Genomic DNA, 22364 nt, shown 5'->3' with positions numbered 1-22364 from the left:
TGCCAATTGAATTGTAAAACAACCTCTACCTTCGCGGGGGAGGTTATTTTTTTGGAAGGGAGGAAAAAGAGATGAAGATGACAAGTAAAAAGATGAAAGACGAGTTAATGAAGAAATTATCTCGCCCAGAATGGGACTTTCAGTATGATAGCGAGAAAGAAGTTCTACGTATAGAACAAAAAGACTCGAAAAAGGGTATTAACGTATCGCTTCCAGGAGTTGTGGCAAAATGGGAAGTGAATAAAGAAAAAGCAATTGAAGAGGTTGCCTATTACGTACAAGAAGCGTTAATTGCGATGCATAAAGAAGAAAATAGTGCAGCGAAAATTTTACCTGTTATTCGCTCTACTTCTTTCCCGAAACAAGCAGAAGAAGGAAATCCGTTTATTATGACGGATCATACGGCGGAAACACGTATTTACTACGCATTAGATTCGAATAAAACGTATCGACTTATTGATGAGCGTTTATTACAGAAATTAGAACTTACAGAGCAACAAGTGCGTGAAATGGCATTATTCAACGCTCGCTCATTAGGTTATGAATTTAAACAAGAAACAGTAGCAGGGAATACATTCTACTTTTTAAACACAAATGATGGGTATGATGCGACGCGTATTTTAAACGAATCGTTACTACAATCGATGCGTGAAAAGATTTCTGGTGACATGGTTGTTGCTGTTCCTCACCAAGATGTATTAATTATTGCTGATATCGTCAACGAAATCGGTTATGATATTATTGCACAAATGACAATGAAATTTTTTGCCGAAGGGCATGTTCCGATTACATCACTTTCATTCGTATATGAAGATGGGGACTTTGAACCAATCTTTATTTTAGCGAAGAATCGGAAGAAGACAGATGGAAAAGAGAAAGGATGAACGAAGTGAACGTTTTTTACAACCTTGAAGGAATTGGTGACACTCTAATTGTTGCCTTACAAGATATTACTTTAGAGAACCGTACTTTTGATCGCAAAGGAGATGTTGCACGCGTATACGATCGTGAAAGCAATGTAACAGCAGGATTCAACATCTTTAATGCGTCTTCTTACTTAGAGGTAAAAGAAACAGGTAACCTAACATTAACGAAAGAATTTGTAGAAAAAATCAACGGAATTTTAGCGAAGAACGGCTTTGAAGAAACGGTAGAAGCAGATCTTTCTCCAAAATTTGTTGTAGGCTATGTAGCTGAAAAAGAGAAACATCCAAATGCTGATAAGTTAAACATTTGTAAAGTAGAAATCGGTACAGAAACATTACAAATCGTATGTGGTGCACCGAACGTTGATGCAGGACAAAAAGTTGTCGTTGCAAAAATTGGCGCTGTAATGCCAAGCGGTATGCTAATTAAACCAGCTGAACTTCGCGGTGTTCCGTCTTCTGGAATGATTTGCTCTGCGCGTGAATTAGAGCTTCCAGATGCTCCACAAGAAAAAGGTATTCTTGTATTAGAAGATAGCTTTGAAGTTGGACAAGAATTTAAATTTTAATTGATGTTAAGAAAAGAGAGGTTGTCCTTTTGGATGGTCTCTCTTTTTATTTTTTGTAAATCGATATTCTATGTCGAACCGTTAATATATTTAGAGTTACGATAGATAAATTTGAAAAATCGTTAATATTATGAGGATGTCACCTTTTTTCATAAAATCTATATTGTATTTTATAGACAATCTAGTTAAAATTTAGAAAAATAGAAGGGGATAGACGTATGAAACAACAACTAAAAATCGCAGAACTTCTGAAACGAATTGAAACTTCAAAACAGCAAGATATCGAATTAGGTTCTTATGAAATCTATTTGTTTAGTGAAAATGAATTAGAAAAAGGACAAATCGGTTACCGATATGATAAACATAAAAATTCATTAATAAGTGAAGAACATGGAAAATGGAAAGAGGAATGGATTGCTATCGGATATGAAACAGATATGGGGGATCCGGTTTTCGTAAGTGTGGCTGATGATACTTATCTAGTTTATACTGCAGAGCGTGGTACAGAAACGTGGCAACCCGTTCATATTGGAAATATGGATGAGATTATAAAACAATTATAAGAAAAACTTTGAGACCGGTGCAAAGTGATGGGAGAAAAAGATGAAGTATATAAAAATAATGAGCATGATTGCATTCATTGGAATATATATGGGAGGCTGTTCGCAAGAAGAGCCGAAAAAAGAAGTAACATCTTCTATGCAAGAAACAAACAAAGATAACAGGGAAGACGCACCGGTAGAAAAGCAGCAAGAAGAACAAGAAAAGAAAGAAGAACCGCAAGCAGTTCAAACGAATGAGCAAGTGGAGCATAAGCAGGAGGAAATGCCGGCCGAGGAAAAGAAAGAGGAAACTACGCCAGTGCAGCCAACAGAGCAACCGCTGAAAAATAATGAACAAAAAGTAGAGAGTAATGAAAAACAAGGAAAGTTTCTTGTTGTTATTGATCCAGGGCATCAACAAAAAGCAGATTTAAATTTAGAGCCGATTGGGCCAGGAGCAACGACGCAAAAATATAAAGTGACAGATGGTACAACTGGTGTTGTGACGAAAAAAAGAGAGGCTGTTCTCGTATTAGAAATGGCTTTCGTATTAAAAGAAAAGCTAGAAGCAAAGGGAATACAAGTATTAATGACGAGAACGTCACAAAATGTGGATATAAGTAATAAAGAACGCGCGACATTTGCGAATGACCATAAGGCGAATTTGTTTTTACGTCTTCATGCAGATGGTTCTGAAAATCCGAATCAAAGTGGATTTGCTGTATTAACGCCGGCAGAAGGAAGTCCGTACACGAAAGAGATTTATGCTGAAAGTCTTCAAATCTCTCAAACGATTGTAAATAAAATGAGAGAGAATCAGCAAGTGAAAGTAAATGGAATTAAATTCAGGGAGGATCTTTCTGGATTTAATTGGGCAAAAGTTCCTGGCGTATTGTTAGAACTCGGGTTTATGTCAAATCCTGAAGAAGATAAAAAATTATCTGACCCACAGTATGTAAATTCTTTATTGCAAAGTGTAACGGATAGTGTAGAGGAATATCGGAAGAGCAAAGCTTAAACGCAGTCTGACATGTAAGGCTGCGTTTTTCCATATGAAAACACTCGTAAATTAGAATATTATGGATAAATATGACATGCTTAATTTTACCTGCACTTTTTGCCGAATGCTGATACAATAAAGGATGTTACTATTTAGTAGAAAGAGTGGTAAGCATGTTAGATTGGATGAAAAAGCTGTTTAACAAAGAGGAAGAACAAACAGCGATAAATAAAGAAGTACCAAAGCAAATCGAAAGTCAGCCGAAGATCCCTCGTGTAAACCACTACACTGAAGCAAGAGAAGCACAAATGGCAAGTCGGAATGCAGGTAAATGCCGTTTTCCATTAGTACCGGATAATGGGTTCGATGAAGAGGATGTTATAGCAACAGGGCATTTTGAAGAACAACCTGTTCAAGTTGTAACATATGAAAATCAGCCTACTCAAAGAGGGGTCAAAGTGGAAAGAAGTAGACGACAGTATGTGGAAAAGGTAGTTTCTACATATGAAGAGCCGGAAGTAAAATATGAACCGGAGAGAGAGCCTGTCGTAAAGAAAGCATCTGCACCTTCGCAAGAAAGTAACCGTAGACCATTTCGTCCAACAGAAATGATCTCGCCAATTTACGGATATAATCGTCCTTCTGTAGAGAAAAAGGTAGAAAAGCAGGAGGAAAAAAAGGAAAGAGAAGATCTTGAAATATCTGTAGAGGGCAAATCAGTCGTTGATGCATGGTTAGAGAAAAAAGGATATACATTATCTGATTTCTCAGAAGGACAAGCAACGAATTCTTCCAGTCATGAAGGTGTTGATCAGCGAGATCAACAAAATAAAAAGGAAGAAAAGTCAGTTGTCGATCAATGGCTAGAGAAAAACGGTTATGAAATTGAACGCCAAGAGCCTATAGTAGAAGAAAAAGAAGTGGTTCAAGAAATTAGTGCACAGCAGGCAGTTCCAGCGGCTGAATTACTTCATCAAACAATTGCTGAGCGTAGGGAAGACTCCAAGCAAGAAAGTGATGTAGTGGCCAAAAACATTCTACAAACAGAATTAGTAGATTCTAAAGTAGAGCACGAGGATACAATATTATCAGAAGAAACTAAACGTAATACAGAAATAGAACAACCTACTATTGAAGTAGGAAAGCAAGCTTTAGAAGAATCAGTGATTGTCAAAGCAGAAGAAAAACTTGAAGAAACAATCATCGTGGATATACCAGAAGAAGTGGAAGTAATTACAGAAACAGAAGAGCTAGAAGAAGTGGAAGTAGTTGGGGAAACAGAAGAGCTAGAAGAAGCGGAAGTAATTGCGGAAACAGAAGAGCTAGAAGAAGTGGAAGTAATTGCGGAAACAGAAGAGCTAGAAGAAGTGGAAGTAATTGCGGAAACAGAAGAGTCAGAAGAAGTGGAAGTAATTGCAGAAACAGAAGCTCGAGAAGTGGAAGTAGTTGCGGAAACAGAAGAGCTAGAAGAAGTGGAAGTAGTTGCAGAAACAGAAGCTCGAGAAGAAGTGGAAGTAGTTGCGGAAACAGAAGAGCTAGAAGAAGTGGAAGTAGTTGCGGAAACAGAAGAGCTAGAGGAAGCGGAAGTAGTTGGGGAAACAGAAGAGCTAGAAGAAGTGGAAGTAGTTGCGGAAACAGAAGAGCTAGAAGAAGTGGAAGTAGTTGCAGAAACAGAAGCTCGAGAAGAAGTGGAAGTAATTACAGAAACAGAAGAGCTAGAAGAAGTGGAAGTAGTTGGGGAAACAGAAGAGCTAGAAGAAGCGGAAGTAGTTGGGGAAACAGAAGAGCTAGAAGAAGTGGAAGTAATTGCGGAAACAGAAGAGCTAGAAGAAGTGGAAGTAATTGTGGAAACAGAAGAGCTAGAGGAAGCGGAAGTAATTGCAGAAACAGAAGCTCGAGAAGAAGTGGAAGTAATTGTGGAAACAGAAGAGCTAGAAGAAGCGGAACTTGTAGCACTTGAGGAAACGCAGCAAGAAATGTTGTTAAATGAACAAATTGAACAAAAGAATGAATTCATACATGTTACTGAGGCTGATGAACAAATGAAAAAAGATGTTCAAAGCTTTGCAAATGTTTTAATTGCAGAAGAGCAACGAGTTGTAGAAGAAGCACCAGTTGCAGAAGAGCAACGAGTTGTAGAAGAAACGCCAGTTGCAGAAGAACAACGAGTTGTAGAAGAAGCGCCAGTTGCAGAACAACAAGTTGTAGAAGAAGCACCGGTCGCAGAAGAGCAACCAGTTGTCCAAAAAGAAGAACCAAAACGTGAGAAGAAGCGTCATGTACCATTTAATGTTGTTATGTTGAAACAAGACAGAACGCGATTAATGGAAAGACATGCGGCTAGAGTAAATGCAATGCAACCTTCTATGAGCGAACGAGTAGAGAATAAGCCTGTACAACAAGTAGAAGAAGCACCAATACAACAAGTGGCAGTGGACCCACAAGTGGAAGAGAAACCAATGCAGCAAGTAGTGGTGGAATCACGAGTAGAAGAGAAACCAATACAGCAAGTAGTGGTGGACCCACAAGTGGAAGAGAGACCAATGCAGCAAGTAGTGGTAGAACCACAAGTGGAAGAAACACCAATGCAACAAGTGGCAGTGGACCCACAAGTGGAAGAGAAACCAGTGCAGCAAGTAGTGGTAGAGCAAGTACAAAAGCCAACTTCAAGTACGGAAGTACAAGAGAAAGCATATGTTGTAAATCAAAGAGAGAACGATATGCGAAATGTATTGCAAACACCACCGACATATGCAATTCCGCCATTAACACTATTGTCAATTCCGCAGCAGGCAGCGTTAGATAATACGGAATGGTTGGATGAACAGAAAGAATTATTAAATACAACATTTAATAATTTCCACGTTGGTGCACATGTTATTAACGTATCGCAAGGTCCAGCAGTAACTCGTTTTGAAGTACAGCCAGACCCAGGTGTGAAAGTAAATAAAATTACAAACTTAAGTGATGATATTAAACTGAGTTTAGCAGCGAAAGATATTCGTATTGAAGCACCGATTCCAGGGAAGAGTGCGATTGGAATCGAAGTTCCAAATAAAGAAAGTAAGCCAGTATTCCTTCGTGAAATTTTACGAAGTCCTGTGTTTACAAAGAGCGAATCACCGCTTACAGTTGCGCTAGGACTTGATATTTCAGGCGATCCAATTGTAACGGATATTCGAAAAATGCCACATGGACTTATTGCGGGTGCAACGGGTTCTGGTAAAAGTGTGTGCATTAACGCAATTTTAACGAGTATTTTATATAAAGCGAAACCGCATGAAGTGAAGTTAATGTTAATCGATCCGAAGATGGTTGAGCTTGCACCATACAATTCTGTTCCACATCTTGTAGCACCTGTTATTACGGATGTAAAAGCAGCGACAGCTGCATTAAAGTGGGCGGTTGAAGAAATGGAGCGTCGTTATGAATTGTTTGCGCATGCTGGTGCTCGTGATTTAACTCGTTATAATACGATTGTAAGTGGGCGAGAAATTCCAGGAGAGACATTACCTTATATCGTTATTGTCATTGACGAGTTAGCCGACTTAATGATGGTAGCACCTGGTGATGTTGAGGAAGCGATTTGTCGTATTGCGCAAAAAGCACGTGCTTGTGGTATTCATTTATTAGTAGCAACGCAGCGTCCGTCTGTAGATGTTATTACGGGTTTAATTAAGTCAAATATTCCAACGCGTATTGCGTTTACTGTATCATCTCAAGTTGATTCGCGTACGATTATTGATATTGGGGGCGCGGAGAAATTACTTGGCCGTGGCGATATGCTATTTTTAGGGAACGGTACGTCTAAACCAGTTCGTGTACAAGGTGTATATGTATCGGATGATGAGATTGAGAAAACAGTTGATCATGTGAGAAAGCAAATGAAGCCGAATTACTTATTTAAGCAAGAGGATTTATTAGCGAAAACAGAACAAGCTGAGTCGGAAGACGAATTGTTCTTTGATGCATGTCAATTTGTTGTAGAACAAGGGGGAGCGTCCACATCTTCTGTACAGCGAAAATTCCGCATCGGTTATAATCGCGCGGCACGTCTCATTGAAGAGATGGAATCGCAAGGGATTATTTCTGAAGGAAGGGGAACGAAACCGAGAGATGTCCTTATTTCTGAGGATGAATTCGCTGCTATGCAGGAAACAAATGTATAGTAAACGGTTTTGCTGTATACTAATAGAAAATGTTGGATAGTAAAGTAGGGAGTAAAGCGACATGAAAGAAATTGAATTAAAATTAAAAGGTGAAATAAATAGACTAACAAATAGAACATTTAAATTTGACGAACGTGTTGGAGAAGGTTGGTTCTCTGCCGTTTACTTTTTAAAGACTAGAGAAATCATTGAAGAATTTCGCCCGAAAAGTGTTGTGACGATGCAATTTTTCCAAAAGGAAAATGCAGTTCTTTGCGGAACAGATGAAGTGATTGCATTGCTACAAACATTCGCCAAAAATCCTGAGGAACTTGAAATTAACTCTTTAAAAGATGGCGATAATATTAGTCCGTTTGAAACAGTGTTAACAATTCATGGTCCTTATGAAAATTTCGGATTTTTAGAAGGTGTCATTGATGGGATTTTAGCTCGTCGTACATCAGTTGCGACAAACGTATATAACGTTGTCCAAGCTGCACGTAGTGTAGATAAAGAAAAACCAGTTATTTTCATGGGAGATCGTGACGATCATTATACGCAACAAGCTGGTGACGGTTATGCAGCATACATCGGAGGTATGAGCGCACAAGCGACGCATGCGATGAATGAATGGTGGGGCAGAAGTGGTATGGGGACAATGCCTCACGCATTAATTCAAATGTTTAATGGTGATGTTGTGGAAGCGGCAAAAGCATATCATAAGAAATTCCCAGAAGATGAATTAGTTGTATTAATTGATTACAACAATGATGTTATTACAGATGCACTTCGCGTAGCGCGTGAATTTGGATTAACATTAAAAGGTGTACGTGTAGACACGTCGCGCACGATGATTGATCAATACTTCATTCGCCACCCAGAAGTACTTGGAACATTCGATCCACGTGGTGTAAACCCATCGCTTGTATTCGCACTTCGTAAAGCACTTGATGAAGAAGGATTCCAGCATGTAGACATCGTTGTAACTGGTGGATTTGATGAGAAGCGTATTCGTGAATTTGAAGCTCAAAACGTACCTGTTGATATATACGGAGTAGGAAGTAGCTTATTAAAAATGAATATTGGCTTTACTGGTGATAACGTAGAATTAAATGGAAAACCAGAAGCGAAAGCTGGTCGTAAATATCGTCCAAACCCACGTTTAGAGAGTGTTCAATTAGAAAAAAGAGAAGATATGTAAAAGAGAGAAAAACTGATAGGTGATTGACCCTATCAGTTTTTCTGTTATCATAGTATAGCGGCTTCTTTTTTGCTATAATGAATTTGTTATGGACATAAAAAAGAAGTACGTACGAGTTTATCCTGATAGGTGAAGGGAAGAATAACTTCACTACATCAAAAATGTATGATGATTACCAAAATAAGAAAAGATTCATATACTGTCTTATAGATAGGCCGTTGTATTAGTTCGAAATGTTGGAGGTTCTTTAAGATGACAGTTTACCATTTTGTAGGAATTAAAGGAACAGGAATGAGTTCATTAGCTCAAATTCTTCATGACATGAAGCATACTGTTCAAGGGTCTGATTATGAAAAGCGTTTCTTTACACAAACAGCGTTGGAAAAGCGCAATATCTCGATCCTTCCTTTTGATAAAAATAATGTAAAAGAAGGACAAGTGATTATTGCAGGAAATGCATTTCCTGATACGCATGAAGAAATCGTAGCAGCAAAAGAATTAAACATCCCGGTACATCGTTACCATCACTTCTTAGGTGACCTTATGAACCAATACACAAGTGTTGCTGTAACTGGTGCACATGGAAAAACATCAACAACTGGTTTGTTAGCCCATGTAATGCAAGGTGCACACCCTACATCTTACCTTATTGGAGATGGAACAGGGCATGGGGTAGAAAATAGTAAGTATTTTGTATTTGAAGCTTGTGAGTATCGTCGTCATTTCTTGTCTTACAATCCAGACTATGCGATTATGACAAATATTGATTTTGATCATCCAGATTATTTCTCAGATATCAATGATGTATTCAATGCATTCCAAGAGATGGCATTGCAAGTGAAAAAAGGCATTATTGCATGTGGAGATGATGAAGAACTTCAAAAAATTCAAGCGAAAGTACCTGTTATTTTCTATGGATTTGGAGAAGATAATGATTTCCAAGCACGTAACATTCAAAAGAGAACAGATGGTACTATTTTCGATGTATTCGTTCGTAATACGTACTATGACACGTTCAAAATTACAGGATACGGCAACCACAGCGTATTAAATGCATTAGCAGTAATCGCGCTTTGCCATTATGAAAACGTTGATGTAGAAGCAGTTAAGCATCAGTTAACAACTTTTGAAGGCGTAAAACGTCGCTTTAATGAAAAGCCAATGGGAGAGCAAGTTATTATCGATGACTACGCACACCATCCGACAGAAATTAATGCAACGATTGAAGCAGCTCGTCAAAAACATCCAGAGCGTGAAGTTGTCGCTGTATTCCAGCCGCATACATTCTCACGTACAGAAAAGTTCTTAGATGAGTTCGCTGAAAGCTTAAGCAAAGCTGACCAAGTATACTTATGTGATATTTTCGGATCAGCGCGCGAAAACAAAGGTGAATTAACAATCGAAGATCTGCAAAAGCGTATTGACGGTGCAGAACTAATTACAGATACAACAACGGATGTATTAAAGAAACATAAAAACGGCGTTCTAATTTTCATGGGCGCAGGCGACATCCAAAAATTCGAAGCAGCTTACGTAAAAGAAGTTCAAGTTGCAGAGAAGTAAGAAAAAAGACGCATAGCTGTGGCTGTGCGTCTTTTTTGTTGTGCTCAATTTTTATTTCCGTATTGACCTAGAGCTAACTCTAGGTTGTAAGATGAAGATGTAAAAACAAGGGGGGAGAGAACATGTATAAAATCGGTGAAGTAGCAGAATTAACAGGGATGGGCATTCACACTTTGCGCTACTATGAGAAATTAGGTTTATTACCACCACCAACGCGAAATAGCGGTATTCGTCAATATACAGAAGGCGATGTACGTTTATTAAAATTTTTATATTCATTAAAACAAACTGGGATGTCATTAGAAGAGATGGCTGAGTTTGCAAGTGATGGGTGCATTATAGAGGAAATTAGGCAGAAGAAAGAGGAAGTACCAGCGAAAGTAAAAAAGAGAATTTCCATTTTAACAACTCACTTGGAGCGATTAAAAGAACAGCAGGAACAATTGCAAAAAGTTGTTCAGTTAACGGAGGAGAAGTTAGAAATTTATTACGGTTTTCTAGAAGAAAAAGTCTTGGAGGCCGGCGATGAAAAATAAAGTATATACGCAGTTATTAGGTTTTGCGATATTTACTGGTGGGACATTTAATGCTTCGAAATATGTGGTGCAGTATTTCGAAGCAATTCATATAGCAGCATGGCGTTTTGGGATTGCTGCATTTGTGATGTTATGTTTGTTAAAAATACGAAAAGATTTTGATTTGGAAGTATGGATGCAGAATAGGACCTATTACCTTTTGCTAGGTATTGTTGGTGTATTCGGCTTTAACTTCTTTTTCTTTTTAGGAATGAAATATACAGAAGCTATTAATGGTGCACTTATTATGGCGACAAATCCTCTCGTTACGACGCTGTTAGCAAGTGTCATTTTACGAGAGAAAATGGTGAAGCGCCAAGGTATTGGAATGTTACTTGCACTAATTGGCGTTGTTTTTGTACTTACACAAGGTTCGTTTACAATACTACAACATTTATCATTTTCAAAAGGGGATTTTTATATTTTATTAGGGAATATTTGCTGGGCATTATACGGTGTACTAGGCAGAAGGTTTATTAAAACTGGTAATCCAATACAAACGACGACATATACAATGATTATTGGTGCACTTGCCTTTATTATCATATCTTCTACACAAAAAAGTATAGTACCAATTTTGGAAATTCCTTTGTTAGCTTGGGGAGCGATTCTCTTTATGGCAATTGGAATGAGTGTGCTTGGTTACTTATGGTGGAATAATGGAATTGCTCAAATTGGGGCAGCAAGGACATCTTTATTTTTTAATCTAGTGCCTGTTGTTACAATGCTTATTTCTTTTATTGAAGGAGTCAATATAACACCTGCACAATCTGTAGGAATGATATTAGTTATTACGGGAGTATTGTATTCTTCTGGTTTTATACAAAGAAAATCAAAAGAAAGTGTGAATATTTAACAATTTACATCCGTAAGTGTTAGAATAATAAGAAAACTAAAAGGGGACTAAAAAACATGTTCACACTCCGAGTAGACGACGATATCGAACTACAATTATTTGAAAAACATCATAAAGAGGAATTATATCAATTATTAGATCAAAACCGTAATCATTTACGAAAATGGCTCCCTTGGGTAGATGGGACGAAATCTGCTGATGCTTATGATGAGATTTTTCCGATGTGGTTAAAGAAATTTGCAGAGGGAGACGGTTTTGAAAGTGGTATACGTTACAAAGGAAAGCTCGTTGGGATGGTAGGTATTCATCCAGTGAGCTGGGGGAAGAAAGCTGCGAGTCTTGGGTATTACCTTGCAGAAGATGCTGGAGGAAAAGGCGTTATGACGCGTAGCGTGAAGGCTGTGCTTCAATATGCATTTGAGAATTTAAAATTAAATAAAATGGAAATCCGATGCGGTGTTGAAAATGTAAAAAGTCGCGCTATTCCAGAGCGTTTAGGGTTTAAGTTAGATGGTATTTTACGAGATGAAGAATGGTTATATGATCATTTCCATGATATCGCTGTATATAGTTTATTAGCTTCAGAGTGGAAAGAAATTCGATGAACGAGAAGATTCGTATTGTTCCATATGAAAGTACGTTTCAAGAGGAAGTAGTAGATCTTATCGTTCATATTCAGCAAAAAGAGTATAACGTTCCCATTACGAAAGAAAAGCAACCTGATTTACTTGAAATAGAAACATTCTATCAAAAGGATCACGGAAACTTTTGGGTAGCAATTTATGATGGTAAATTAGTTGGAACAGTAGCTTTATTAGATATTGAGAATCATCAAGTAGCGCTAAGAAAAATGTTCGTACAAAAAGAGTTTCGTGGAAAAGAATGGGGCGCATCACATATGTTGCTTCAAACAGCAATTACATGGGCTGAGGATAAAAAATTGAAAGATATTTACTTAGGAACAACAGTGAAATTTTTAGCGGCACATCGTTTTTATGAAAAGAATGGTTTTCAAAGTGTGAGTATAGACGAGTTGCCGAAAAACTTTCCAGTGTTACAGGTAGATAAGAAATTTTATAGGTACATTGTGTAAAAGGTCATGTAGAAATGACCTTTTTCTATGAATCAAAATGGAAATAGTGGTATAATTTGGATTACGGGGGTGTAGGTATGAACTTTCCAATTCAAAGAAGTAAGTCAGTAGTCATTTTCGTTTGTCTTACGTTAGCTTTTATGTGTATATATCCAATTGTCATGCTTTTCACTAATAAAGCGCATTGGACGTCAGTGTTGATTGGGATGGGTTTATGCTTCATTGTAAATGTACCACTCGTTTGGGAAGTATTTATTAAAAAACATAAAGTAGAAAATGGCGTATTAAAGTACGGTGTTTTAAATGACGATATTGTATTGAAAGAGGTAAGAATAATTCGTCAAGTTGGGAAATCGCTTGAAATTACGACGAATGCATATAAAGTACATATAATTGCGATGCCGCAAGATATGGATGAATTCTTGGCGCTTATAGAGAAAGAAAATCCACATGTGAAAATAGAAATGGCAGGTAAGAAATGAAATATATAACCTTTGTTTTGCTTGGAAATTTTGCTGGTGTTTGCTATCTGCACTAGGGTAAATATGAAATGGAACCTGCCTTTATATGTACCAATATTAATAGGTACTATCGCAGTGGCGCTTTTATATTATTTTCATTCTCAGCAAACAAAAAGCGAGAAAAGTAGTTCTATATAGTACAGGAGGGATATAGAAATGAAAAAAATCTGTATGTTGTTTATATTTTTGCTAACAGTATCCTTTCTTGTAATAGGGTGTAGTGCGAAGAAGGAAAAGGCTGATATGAACTTAGAAAAGGCACAAAAGGTTGAGATTGAATCACTTACGGATTCAAGTGATAAAAAAGTAATTACTGATAAGAAAGAAATTGAAAAGCTGTTTGAAGTCATGAAAATGGATAAGTGGGAAATGGAATCGGCTCCTATGGATACTCCGCAAGGGAAAACATTTAAAATGTACCAAGAGGATACAAAAAAATTATCGGAGTCGAGTAATGATAAAAAAGAGTTACATGAAATTGGTACTATGACAGTATATAAAGATGTCCCTTATGTCGAAGTTGAAATGAAAAATAAGAAAATGAGTTTTAAAGTGCCAGAAGATGTGGCGAAAGATTTATTACAATATTAATAAAAAGACGCTCGGAGAAAATTCCGAGCGTTTTTCATTATTTTAAGCTCTCTGGGTTTAAAGCTTCTAGTTCGGATACAACGAAGCGTCCGTCTTTACGGATTAGTACGTCGTCGAAGTAAATTTCGCCGCCGCCGTATTCAGGGCGCTGGATGCATACTAAATCCCAGTGAATGTTCGAGTTGTTGCCGTTCCATGCATCTTCGTAAGCTTGTCCAGGTGTAAAGTGGAAGCTGCCATCGATTTTTTCATCGAATAGGATGTCTCCCATTGGATGTAAGATGTATGGGTTTACGCCAATTGCGAACTCACCAACGTAGCGTGCGCCTTCGTCTGTATCGAAGATTTTGTTAATGCGCTCTGTATCGTTTGCAGTTGCTTCAACGATTTGACCGTTCTCAAATTTAAGTTGTACATTTTCAAATGTATAACCGTTGTAAGGAGATGGTGTGTTATAAGAAACTGTACCGTTAACAGAATCGCGAACTGGTGCAGAGTATACTTCACCGTCTGGAATGTTTAAATGACCAGAGCATTTAATAGCTGGAATGTCTTTAATAGAGAATGTTAAGTCAGTTCCAGGACCAGTTAGGCGAACTTTATCTGTTTTATTCATTAATGTAACAAGGCTATCCATCGCCTTATCCATTTTACCGTAGTCTAAGTTACAAACTTCGAAGTAGAAGTCTTCGAAAGCTTCTGTGCTCATTTTAGCAAGCTGCGCCATAGAAGCATTTGGGTAGCGAAGAACAACCCAGCGCGTTTTCGGAACGCGGATGTCTCTATGAACTTTCTTACCAACTGTTTGACCGTGAATTTGCATTCTTTCACTTGGCACGTCAGCTTGTTCGTTAATATTATCGCCAGAGCGAAGACCGATATAAGCGTCCATATCTTTCATTACGCTTGCTTCATATGCAGCGATTTGTTCAAAATGTTCTTCAGTAGCACCCATTAATAAAGAGCGATCTACTTGATGATCTTTTAAAGAAACGAATGGGAAACCACCAGCTGCATATGCTTCTTTTACAAGTGCAGTTACAAGTTCTTTTTGTAAGCCAAAGTTTTCAATTAATACTTTTTCGCCTTTTTGTAAGCGAATAGAGTAGTTAATTAAATTGTATGCTAACTTTTCAATGCGTGGATCTTTCATATGTAAAGCCTCCCTACTAATTATGTATCCTCTCCTATTGTAACCTACTTAGTGGAATTTGTTGAATCATTTATGTTAAAGTTAACGAATAAGTATGAAAATTCTAATGAAAAGATAGGGATTAGAACGAAACGGAAAATGATTGTATAATAGGGGAAAGTATGAAAAAGATAAAGGAAGTGATGAAATGCAAGTTCTTTTATATGTAAGTGCGGCTATTATCGCGGTTGCTTTCGCTGTATTAGTAGTGTATGTATGCAGAACGTTGTTATCGGTTCAAAAGACGTTAGAAAACGTTGCAAGCACGTTAGAAGGTTTAGAAAAGCAAATGCAAGGGATTAGCGTAGAGACGGAGCAATTATTACATAAAACAAATGCGTTAGCTGATGACATTCAACAGAAGTCACAATCATTAAATAAAGTAGTATCGGGTGTAGATGGAATTGGAACGACAATCCATTCTTTAAATACGAAACTTCGTAATGTATCAGATTCTGTTACGGACGAAATTGAAAACAATGCAGATAAAGTAGCGCAAGTTGTACAGTGGAGTAGCGCAGCAATTGAAGTATACAATCATTATCGTTCGACAAGACAAGAGAAAAAGGTTGAAAAAGAAGAGCGTAAATTAGAAAGACTTGAGAAAAAAGCTGAAAAGAAAGAGAAGCGCTCTAGACTTCGCATGAGAGGTGAATCGTGATGAATATGACAAAAATTGAAGCAATTGAAGAGCTTGAAGTATTAGTAGAAAAAAACGAGCCGTATGTTCTTTTTAAACATAGTACGACATGCCCGATCAGTCACGGTGCATATACAGAATTTCAAGCGTATTGTAATGAAGAAAGAGCAGTACCAGCGTATTACTTATACGTACAAGATGCGCGAGATGTTTCGAATCGTGTTGCAGAACAGTACAGCATTAAACATGAATCTCCGCAAGTGTTATACATAAAAGATGGGATGGTAGTATGGAATACGTCTCATTGGAACATTAAAAAAGACGCTTTAGAAGAGAATATTAAGTAAAAAGAAGCAAGCGAAAGGTGCTTGCTTCTTTTTTTTGTTTTTGTTGAAATATATTTAATGGTACACTGTTAATAGTTCAAATTAAATAACTAGATTGTTGAAAGTAGGTTTTAAGTAATGAAGAAAATGGCATTATCCTTCGCGGTCGTAAGTTTATTACTGGGAGCTTGTAGTAATAATACGATTAGTAAGAAGGATGAAGTTATACAGAAGGATACGAAAGAAAAAAGCATGATTCCGAGAACTGCTGTTTCTAAAGATTATTATAGAACTGTAATTCCTTTAAAAGAACAAAAGGTTATAAATACAGCTAATATAACAACAAATTCTAAATTAGATTTAGCAGAGTATGAAAATGGTTTAATGAATATTGCAAAAGAGCAATTTGATACAGAAAATCATGTACTACAATTAAATCAATATATTCCTGAGAAGTTAGTTGATGAACTAGTCGCAAAAGTAAAAGCACCCGTTTTGACAAATATTATAGAACAAGACTATTTCGGGAAGCAGAATTCAAATGAATTAAGTTTATCTGGTGTGGTGATTGGGCTAGCGATGTCTTCAAGTGTATCGAATGAAGAAGCAATGTCTAAAGGTACTGAAGTTGCCAAGCAACTTATTGAAGTTATTAATAAAAATGACAAGTATAATAAATCTCCAATTACGTTTGCTATCTTTAAGCAAGAAAGTACAAGTTCTTTAAAAAATGGTACGTATATTGCTAGTGCTACTGTTCAAAAGAATGATACGAACCTTGGAAATTGGAGCACGATTGATGAACAAGCGTTTTCATATCCTTCTGATGAATTTACAAAAGCACATGGAGAAGATAATACAAAAATAACTGACTTTGCGGATTCAATCAAAAAGTTTTCTCCAGCAGATTATATCCCAGTCAATGCTAAAGTTTCTTACAAGAAAAACCAGATGGATACATTAAATATGAATATCGTTATTAAATACAATGGTAAAACAGAATTAATGGCTCTTACTCAAATGGCTGCTCAAAGTATGCTAGAAAAATTACCTAAAGATGCGAAAGTTCAATTGCAGATCAAGTCCGAGAGTAAAATCGAGGCAATTATTATAAAAGAGAAAAACAGCGAAAAACCGTTTGTTTCCTTCTTGTAAAAAAAGACAGTGTTTACACTGTCTTTTTTTATTGTAAGTGAAAAGGTACGATGGGAAGGAGCTCCGCGTAATACGCGTCCTATATCCGCTGCGCTGATTTTAAAGAAAGCAACACATTTACCTGTCTTGGCCGATGTAACGTATTCTACAGGGCGCCGTGCACCTCCAAATCCAGCGCATCAAATGACTACCATTGTCGTTTTCTGTCGGTAAGTCGATATATTTAAAAAATCGCTGATATAATTGGAGTTGTGGTCGATATATTTGGAAAATCGCTCATATATTTCGAGTTGCGATCGATATATTCGAAAAATCGCCGATATAAATTTCATTTACTATCGTACTGTTTAAAATAGGGTTTCTACTTATGAGATATCTATTTTTTTACAAAAAATGCCCTTTTTTTCATAAAAAATACGAAAATACGAGAAAAGAAGCGAATTTTTTCGAAACTTTGCGGGAAAATATTGTATGAGCCTGCGTTTTTATCGTATCATTAGTAAAAGGAAGAACTCGGGACGATTGGTGGCATCTGCAAATAGAGTTGATGTCTTTTTTTCATTCAAGTAACCGATACATAAAAATAGATAACAAAAATAGAAGGAGTGTGCGATGAGATGAACGTAACAATTTATGATGTAGCGCGTGAAGCAAACGTTTCAATGGCTACCGTATCACGCGTTGTGAACGGTAATCCAAATGTAAAGCCTACAACAAGAAAGAAAGTATTAGAAGCAATTGATCGTTTAGGGTACCGCCCAAATGCGGTAGCACGTGGACTAGCAAGTAAGAAGACAACTACAGTAGGTGTTATTATTCCTGATATCTCAAATACGTTTTATGCAGAACTTGCTCGTGGAATTGAAGATATCGCAACAATGTACAAATATAACATCATTTTAAGTAACTCTGACCAAAACAAAGAGAAAGAGTTCCATTTATTAAATACGATGCTTGGAAAACAAGTGGACGGAATTGTTTTCATGGGTGAAGATATTACAGACATTCACATTGAAGAATTCAAAAAGTCGCCAGTACCAATCGTATTAGCAGCGTCATTTGATGAGCAAAATGAAACGCCATCAGTAAATATTGATTATACACAAGCAGCTTACGACGCAATGAAGCACTTTATTGAGCAAGGACATACGCGTATCGGCTTCGTCTCTGGTCCTTTCATTAATAAAGCGGGAAGCGCGAAGAAGTTACAAGGTTATAAAAAAGCTTTAGAAGAAGCAGGTATTTCATATGATGAAAATCTTATAATCGATGGAGATTACACATATGATTCAGGTATCGAAGCATTCGAAAAGCTTTGGAGCAGTGATGAAAAGCCAACAGCAATCTTCGTATCTTCTGACGAAATGGCACTAGGTGTAATCCATGCAGCACAAGACGCTGGATTAAACGTACCAACTGATGTAGAAGTACTTGGTTTCGATAATACACGCCTTGCATTAATGGTTCGTCCGCAACTTTCAACAGTTGTACAACCGATGTATGATATCGGTGCAGTAGCAATGCGTCTATTAACAAAGTATATGAACAAAGAAAAAGTGGAAGATCACACTGTTATCTTACCTCACCGCATCCAATTTAGAGATTCAACGAAGTAAGTATAAAAAAGCTCACAGCGATTGCTGTGAGCTTTTATTCGTATTCAGGATAGTATGTTTTAACTACTGTATCTACCGTTTCATTTTTTTTAACGTGTAAAAACCTTGCGTATAGTTCTTTTCCAGTTTCAAATGGTGTATCGTCTAATTCAAACACATGCAACACTTTTCGAAACGTCCATGTCACTTGCTCATCGTACATATTATTGTATGTATCTTTAGATTGTATAGCGATTTTTTTACCTAATTCGTGAGCTCCCTCTATACTGTTTGCCTTAACAAGAATAATACTTTCTTCAAAAAGTGTATCGTGATTCTCTTCATAATGCTCATCAATTTTCGTAGGATCAGGCTCACCAGAATGAACAGATTCAAACAATAATTTTACAGCGTACATATTATGCTGCATGTTTCACCTTATAAATAATACTTGCGACAAGCGAAGCAGGTATTGTAAATACGTTACTTTGATAATGATAGTGTATTTGGGATTCTTCATAAGACATGTTGTCGTATAGTTTGGTTTGTGACCTGTTCATTTTTTTCTGTTTTGTCTTGAGCATCTTAATATAGTTATACTGTATTGTGACGAGAATGATGAAATAGGCTAATACGATTAGTGAAATCCAAATCATTATGAATACTCCCTTATAAAGAATATTTGTATATCGTAATTATATTAATTTATATGAAAAATATCCATTTTTTCTGATAGTCAATTTCCTTTCCAAAATGCAAAAAGTTCTTCAGGACTTCGTAAATTATGTTCAAGGCATGTTTGTGCAGTGTGTTTAAAATTTTGTATGAAATGCTCTAACCTAGAAGAATCATAGTGCCTTGCTTTTCCATCTACAATCGTTTTATCTTTTTCTAAGTTAAGTGATATTTTTAGCAAAGTCACATTTGTTTCTATTTTTACAACTTCCATGTAAAAAAAAATTTTGTCTAAGTCAATTGTAATATAATCATATCGCTCTACTTGTTTAAAGTATCCTACAATATCATCTTCCAATTGAAATCCTCCCGAGTACATGGTTTATTGGTGACTTCGCTACAAAATGGTATGATTCCTTGTTATATGTCACATAAGTGCAAATTTAACTATTATAGGGCAATGTCATGTATAATAGAAAGAAAAGGCTTGTGAGGGGGGAGAAGAGATGATCGTTCTTTGGATAATTACGCTTTGTATGACTGCTATTTTTGCATATATGACGTTAAAACAAAATGGCTTAAAGCGATTTGTTCCAGGAAGTATTCTTGCAGGAATTGCCCTTATCACGTATGTAATTTCTATTTTTATTGAAAGTGTATCAGTGGACATGAGTACAAGTTTAATGTTTATGGGTATTACACTATTTGCAGGTAGTATTATGGTACTTATGGTTGCAGGTATTATTTTATTTATTCATATGAATTCGGAAACGTTATAGCATATAGAAAAGGCATGTCCCGAGGGGCATGCCTTTTTATCCGTTCATTTATGCTCTATCTTTAGAAGAATTTTGTTGTTTTAATAAGTCGCGAATTTCGCTAAGAAGTTCTTCTTCTTTTGTTGGTTCTGGAATTTCTTCTGTCTTTTCTTCTTCTCTTTTAGATGTTAGTTTGTTGAACACTTTAACGAACATAAAGATAGAAGCTGCAATAATTAAGAAATCAAAAATAGTTTGGATGAAGTTACCATACATAACAGCGGATTTACCATATCCAAAATGTAAATCTGTAAAGTTAACGCCACCTAATACCATACCAAGTAATGGTGTGATAATATCTTTTACTAAAGAACTAACGATTTTACCGAATGCAGCCCCGATTACAACCCCGACAGCTAAATCGATTACATTCCCTTTGAATGCGAATTTTTTAAACTCGTTCCACATGTGTTAATCCCATCCTTTCCACGATTCATTATGAAATTTATAATTCCTATCAACATATTCTATAGAAATTTACGAGAGAAATAAAGGGGAAATGGGAATGAAAGTAAATTCTGAAAAATGTATCCGTTTTAATTTTTGTTTACATTCTCCAGTAGCGATTGCAGCAGTTGCTGCGTTTTTAATCCTTCTAATCCATCTACAACAGGCTTTGTATCTCCGTGTACACATTCAATAAAATGATGAACAGCATCTTCAAAACCGCGCTGTTTTAACGTCGTATCCCATGATGGTGAACCAATTTGAGAAACTGAATTTTCCTGCTCAACTTCAAATGTGTTCATATTTTTTACACGAATGATTTTCCCTGTCGTTACAAGTTCAATTTGTTCTAAGTTTGTACCGGCATGGCGATGCATTGCGGTAGAAAGTAACAGTCCACTTGGTGTTGTATATGTATGATATCCGTAAAGAAGTTCATTCTTTTCATTTATTTGCATCATATTATGAACGACGTTAAGACCATCATTAGCTAACCAACGAGCAGTATCTACAATATGTAAGTAATCATCTAACATAGTAAAGTCGTACGTATATGGTCCCACTTTATTTGTGCGGTGCTTTTCAATTCGAATCCATGAAATATCATGAGCTTGCTCTTTTGCAGCAACATACATAGGAACGAATCGGCGATTAAATCCGACCATTAACTTTCGGTTATACTTTTCGCTCAACTCGACTAGTTTCTCAGCTTGTTCCACTGTAGCTGCTAGCGGCTTATCAACATAAACGTCGATTCCTTTTTTCAGAAGTTCAGAAACGATTTCATAATGTGTAGCAGTTGAACTATGGACGAAGATTGCATCGCATTCCGAAGCTAACGTTTCAATAGAATGAAAGTCTTGAATGCGGTATTGCTGGCAAACTTGTTTTCTTTTCTCCGCATTAGGTGTAAACGCCCCTACAAAATTCCAATCTGTTTCTTTTGTAAGTGTTGGAAGATAGGCTTTTTGTGCGATACTTCCAAGTCCAATCATCCCAATTTTAGGTTTGCTCATGTTTATTCCCACCCTATTAATATTGATGTAACGGGTTAAATGTAGCATAGGGTGGGAGAGGAAGGCAAAAAATAGCTTTTTACTTACGTCCCTCTAACAAAATCTTCTCTATCTCTTCAAAGTTATGAGCGCGAGCATGCTCTAACGGGGTAACACCATCGTTGTCTGGAATATTTACATCTGCACCGTGTTCAATAAGAACCTGAATGACTTGTTGTTGTGTTTCGTTTCCATTACTTAGTACGATGGCTTCCATTAAAGCGGTCCACCCGAGATTATTTACATGGTTAACATCAATAGTTGTTCGCGTAAGGAGTTCTTTAATAACATCAATATAGCCATGTTCTGAGGCGGGGATAAGAGCTGTTCCACCGTAACGATTTGTAAGCGAGGGATCTGCGCCGGCATCAATTGTTAGTTTTAAAATATCCAAGTAACCTTCTGCACCGGCGTATAGAAAGGGATTGTTTTTCATATCATCTTGGATATTTACGTCAGCACCTGCTTCAATAAGCGCTTTGGCGGTTTTTACATCATTTTTGTATGTAGCAATCATAAGAGGGGTACGTCCTTTACTGTCCGTTATATTTATGTCAGCCCCTTTTTTGAGTAACGATATAACAGTATTCGTTTCTTGTTTTTCAGTAGCTGTTAGTAGCGCTGTCTCCATGTTTGTCATCTCCTTTTTAACTTCTTGTTCTTGCGAGCAACCTTGCAAAAAAATTACGCAACAGATCATGCTTACTGTTTTTTTGAACATGGAATTTCAACCTCCTCATTTCAACTGTAAAATAAGAACATTAAATTTTTATAAACTGACGCTAAAATTACTATAAAATCGCTTGAGTATTTGAACATATATTTTTATGCTTATGAGTAATAAGGTTTGATAAAGTGAAACTTTAATCAGTGGGG

Annotated in this window: 25 protein-coding genes and 1 pseudogene; 19 read left to right on the top strand and 7 right to left on the bottom strand. The window is 36.7% G+C overall.

Translation table 11 applies throughout. From position 1 onward, the window contains the following. Positions 1–71 precede the first annotated feature (71 nt). The 14 genes and pseudogenes from J0835_RS23075 to J0835_RS23015 all read left to right on the top strand — a co-directional run bounded on the left by J0835_RS23075 (position 72) and on the right by J0835_RS23015 (position 13585). Positions 72–884 carry a DUF1444 domain-containing protein gene (locus J0835_RS23075; protein WP_000784602.1) on the top strand — a complete coding sequence of 271 codons (813 nt, stop codon included), beginning with the start codon at positions 72–74 and terminating at the stop codon, positions 882–884. Then, positions 881–1495, top strand: coding sequence for a YtpR family tRNA-binding protein (gene ytpR / locus J0835_RS23070; protein ID WP_001006767.1), 615 nt, complete (start codon positions 881–883; stop codon positions 1493–1495). The genes J0835_RS23075 and ytpR overlap by 4 nt, the downstream gene beginning before the upstream one ends. A 218-nt stretch (positions 1496–1713) precedes the next feature. Beyond that, positions 1714–2058: a thiamine transporter gene (locus tag J0835_RS23065; protein WP_087982481.1), complete on the top strand. Its 345-nt coding sequence runs from the start codon at positions 1714–1716 to the stop codon at positions 2056–2058. Positions 2059–2098: 40 nt separating this feature from the next. Further along, a complete protein-coding gene (locus J0835_RS23060; RefSeq protein WP_140386908.1) occupies positions 2099–3055 on the top strand; it encodes an N-acetylmuramoyl-L-alanine amidase in 957 nt (318 codons plus the stop codon). 155 nt (positions 3056–3210) lie between these two features. Further along, the gene (locus tag J0835_RS23055; RefSeq protein ID WP_087982479.1) at positions 3211–7206 is read left to right on the top strand and encodes a DNA translocase FtsK; all 3996 of its coding nucleotides are present in this window, start codon (positions 3211–3213) and stop codon (positions 7204–7206) included. Between the two features lie 61 nt (positions 7207–7267). Further along, a complete protein-coding gene (locus tag J0835_RS23050) occupies positions 7268–8386 on the top strand; it encodes a nicotinate phosphoribosyltransferase (RefSeq protein WP_064474549.1) in 1119 nt (372 codons plus the stop codon). A 252-nt stretch (positions 8387–8638) separates the two neighbouring features. Beyond that, positions 8639–9949: a UDP-N-acetylmuramate--L-alanine ligase gene (gene murC / locus J0835_RS23045; RefSeq protein ID WP_000219461.1), complete on the top strand. Its 1311-nt coding sequence runs from the start codon at positions 8639–8641 to the stop codon at positions 9947–9949. Positions 9950–10071: 122 nt separating this feature from the next. Then, complete coding sequence (locus tag J0835_RS23040) at positions 10072–10485, top strand: MerR family transcriptional regulator (protein WP_087982477.1); 414 nt, start codon at positions 10072–10074, stop codon at positions 10483–10485. Further along, on the top strand, positions 10475–11380 hold the full coding sequence (locus J0835_RS23035) for a DMT family transporter (RefSeq protein WP_087982474.1): 906 nt from the start codon (positions 10475–10477) through the stop codon (positions 11378–11380). Before J0835_RS23040 ends, J0835_RS23035 begins: the two co-directional genes overlap by 11 nt. Positions 11381–11436: 56 nt before the next feature. Then, positions 11437–11985 carry a GNAT family N-acetyltransferase gene (locus J0835_RS23030; protein ID WP_087982472.1) on the top strand — a complete coding sequence of 183 codons (549 nt, stop codon included), beginning with the start codon at positions 11437–11439 and terminating at the stop codon, positions 11983–11985. After that, positions 11982–12473 (top strand): GNAT family N-acetyltransferase, encoded by a 492-nt coding sequence (locus tag J0835_RS23025; RefSeq protein WP_087982470.1) that lies wholly within the window; start codon positions 11982–11984, stop codon positions 12471–12473. Before J0835_RS23030 ends, J0835_RS23025 begins: the two co-directional genes overlap by 4 nt. A 77-nt stretch (positions 12474–12550) precedes the next feature. Continuing rightward, complete coding sequence (locus J0835_RS23020) at positions 12551–12955, top strand: PH domain-containing protein (RefSeq protein WP_087982468.1); 405 nt, start codon at positions 12551–12553, stop codon at positions 12953–12955. Continuing rightward, positions 12952–13132 (top strand): annotated as a pseudogene (locus J0835_RS29260) (hypothetical protein). Before J0835_RS23020 ends, J0835_RS29260 begins: the two are co-directional and overlap by 4 nt. Before the next feature lie 18 nt (positions 13133–13150). After that, a complete protein-coding gene (locus tag J0835_RS23015) occupies positions 13151–13585 on the top strand; it encodes a hypothetical protein (protein ID WP_087982464.1) in 435 nt (144 codons plus the stop codon). A 37-nt stretch (positions 13586–13622) separates the two neighbouring features. Here J0835_RS23015 and J0835_RS23010 read toward each other — a convergent pair whose 3' ends face one another. Beyond that, a complete protein-coding gene (locus tag J0835_RS23010) occupies positions 13623–14738 on the bottom strand; it encodes an aminopeptidase (RefSeq protein ID WP_087982462.1) in 1116 nt (371 codons plus the stop codon). Between the two features lie 187 nt (positions 14739–14925). On the opposite strand from J0835_RS23010, the gene J0835_RS23005 reads away from it, so the two are divergent. The 4 genes from J0835_RS23005 (at position 14926) to ccpA (ending at position 18514) form a co-directional block, all read left to right on the top strand. Then, positions 14926–15438 (top strand): DUF948 domain-containing protein, encoded by a 513-nt coding sequence (locus tag J0835_RS23005; protein WP_080349846.1) that lies wholly within the window; start codon positions 14926–14928, stop codon positions 15436–15438. After that, positions 15438–15764: a bacillithiol system redox-active protein YtxJ gene (gene ytxJ / locus J0835_RS23000; RefSeq protein ID WP_140386906.1), complete on the top strand. Its 327-nt coding sequence runs from the start codon at positions 15438–15440 to the stop codon at positions 15762–15764. Before J0835_RS23005 ends, ytxJ begins: the two co-directional genes overlap by 1 nt. A 117-nt stretch (positions 15765–15881) precedes the next feature. Further along, the gene (locus tag J0835_RS22995) at positions 15882–16898 is read left to right on the top strand and encodes a CamS family sex pheromone protein (RefSeq protein ID WP_087982459.1); all 1017 of its coding nucleotides are present in this window, start codon (positions 15882–15884) and stop codon (positions 16896–16898) included. Between the two features lie 617 nt (positions 16899–17515). Continuing rightward, a complete protein-coding gene (gene ccpA, locus J0835_RS22985; RefSeq protein ID WP_001103309.1) occupies positions 17516–18514 on the top strand; it encodes a catabolite control protein A in 999 nt (332 codons plus the stop codon). A 34-nt stretch (positions 18515–18548) separates the two neighbouring features. On the opposite strand, the gene J0835_RS22980 is transcribed toward ccpA, so the two are convergent. From J0835_RS22980 to dhp61, 3 genes are all read right to left on the bottom strand, one after another. Continuing rightward, positions 18549–18911 carry a DUF4288 domain-containing protein gene (locus J0835_RS22980; protein ID WP_140386923.1) on the bottom strand — a complete coding sequence of 121 codons (363 nt, stop codon included), beginning with the start codon at positions 18909–18911 and terminating at the stop codon, positions 18549–18551. Between the two features lies 1 nt (position 18912). After that, positions 18913–19149, bottom strand: a complete 237-nt coding sequence (locus J0835_RS22975; RefSeq protein ID WP_087982455.1) for a DUF3949 domain-containing protein — start codon at positions 19147–19149, stop codon at positions 18913–18915. 80 nt (positions 19150–19229) lie between these two features. Then, complete coding sequence (gene dhp61, locus J0835_RS22970; RefSeq protein ID WP_140386905.1) at positions 19230–19526, bottom strand: protein Dhp61; 297 nt, start codon at positions 19524–19526, stop codon at positions 19230–19232. A 148-nt stretch (positions 19527–19674) separates the two neighbouring features. On the opposite strand from dhp61, the gene J0835_RS22965 reads away from it, so the two are divergent. After that, positions 19675–19947, top strand: a complete 273-nt coding sequence (locus J0835_RS22965) for a DUF3917 domain-containing protein (protein WP_000636592.1) — start codon at positions 19675–19677, stop codon at positions 19945–19947. Positions 19948–19995: 48 nt separating this feature from the next. Here J0835_RS22965 and mscL read toward each other — a convergent pair whose 3' ends face one another. The 3 genes from mscL to J0835_RS22950 all read right to left on the bottom strand — a co-directional run bounded on the left by mscL (position 19996) and on the right by J0835_RS22950 (position 22209). Next, positions 19996–20394: a large conductance mechanosensitive channel protein MscL gene (gene mscL, locus J0835_RS22960; RefSeq protein ID WP_087982451.1), complete on the bottom strand. Its 399-nt coding sequence runs from the start codon at positions 20392–20394 to the stop codon at positions 19996–19998. A gap of 128 nt (positions 20395–20522) precedes the next feature. Then, entirely contained in the window at positions 20523–21449 is a 927-nt protein-coding gene (locus J0835_RS22955) for a Gfo/Idh/MocA family protein (RefSeq protein WP_087982449.1), read from the bottom strand. Positions 21450–21528: 79 nt separating this feature from the next. Then, complete coding sequence (locus J0835_RS22950) at positions 21529–22209, bottom strand: ankyrin repeat domain-containing protein (protein WP_087982447.1); 681 nt, start codon at positions 22207–22209, stop codon at positions 21529–21531. Positions 22210–22364: the final 155 nt, after the last annotated feature.

The organism is Bacillus cereus group sp. Sample62 (assembly GCF_036851315.1).
GTDB classification, from domain to species: domain Bacteria; phylum Bacillota; class Bacilli; order Bacillales; family Bacillaceae_G; genus Bacillus_A; species Bacillus_A wiedmannii.
The sequence above is the reverse complement of the archived record's forward strand: the minus strand, read 5'-3'. Positions and strand labels throughout refer to the sequence as shown.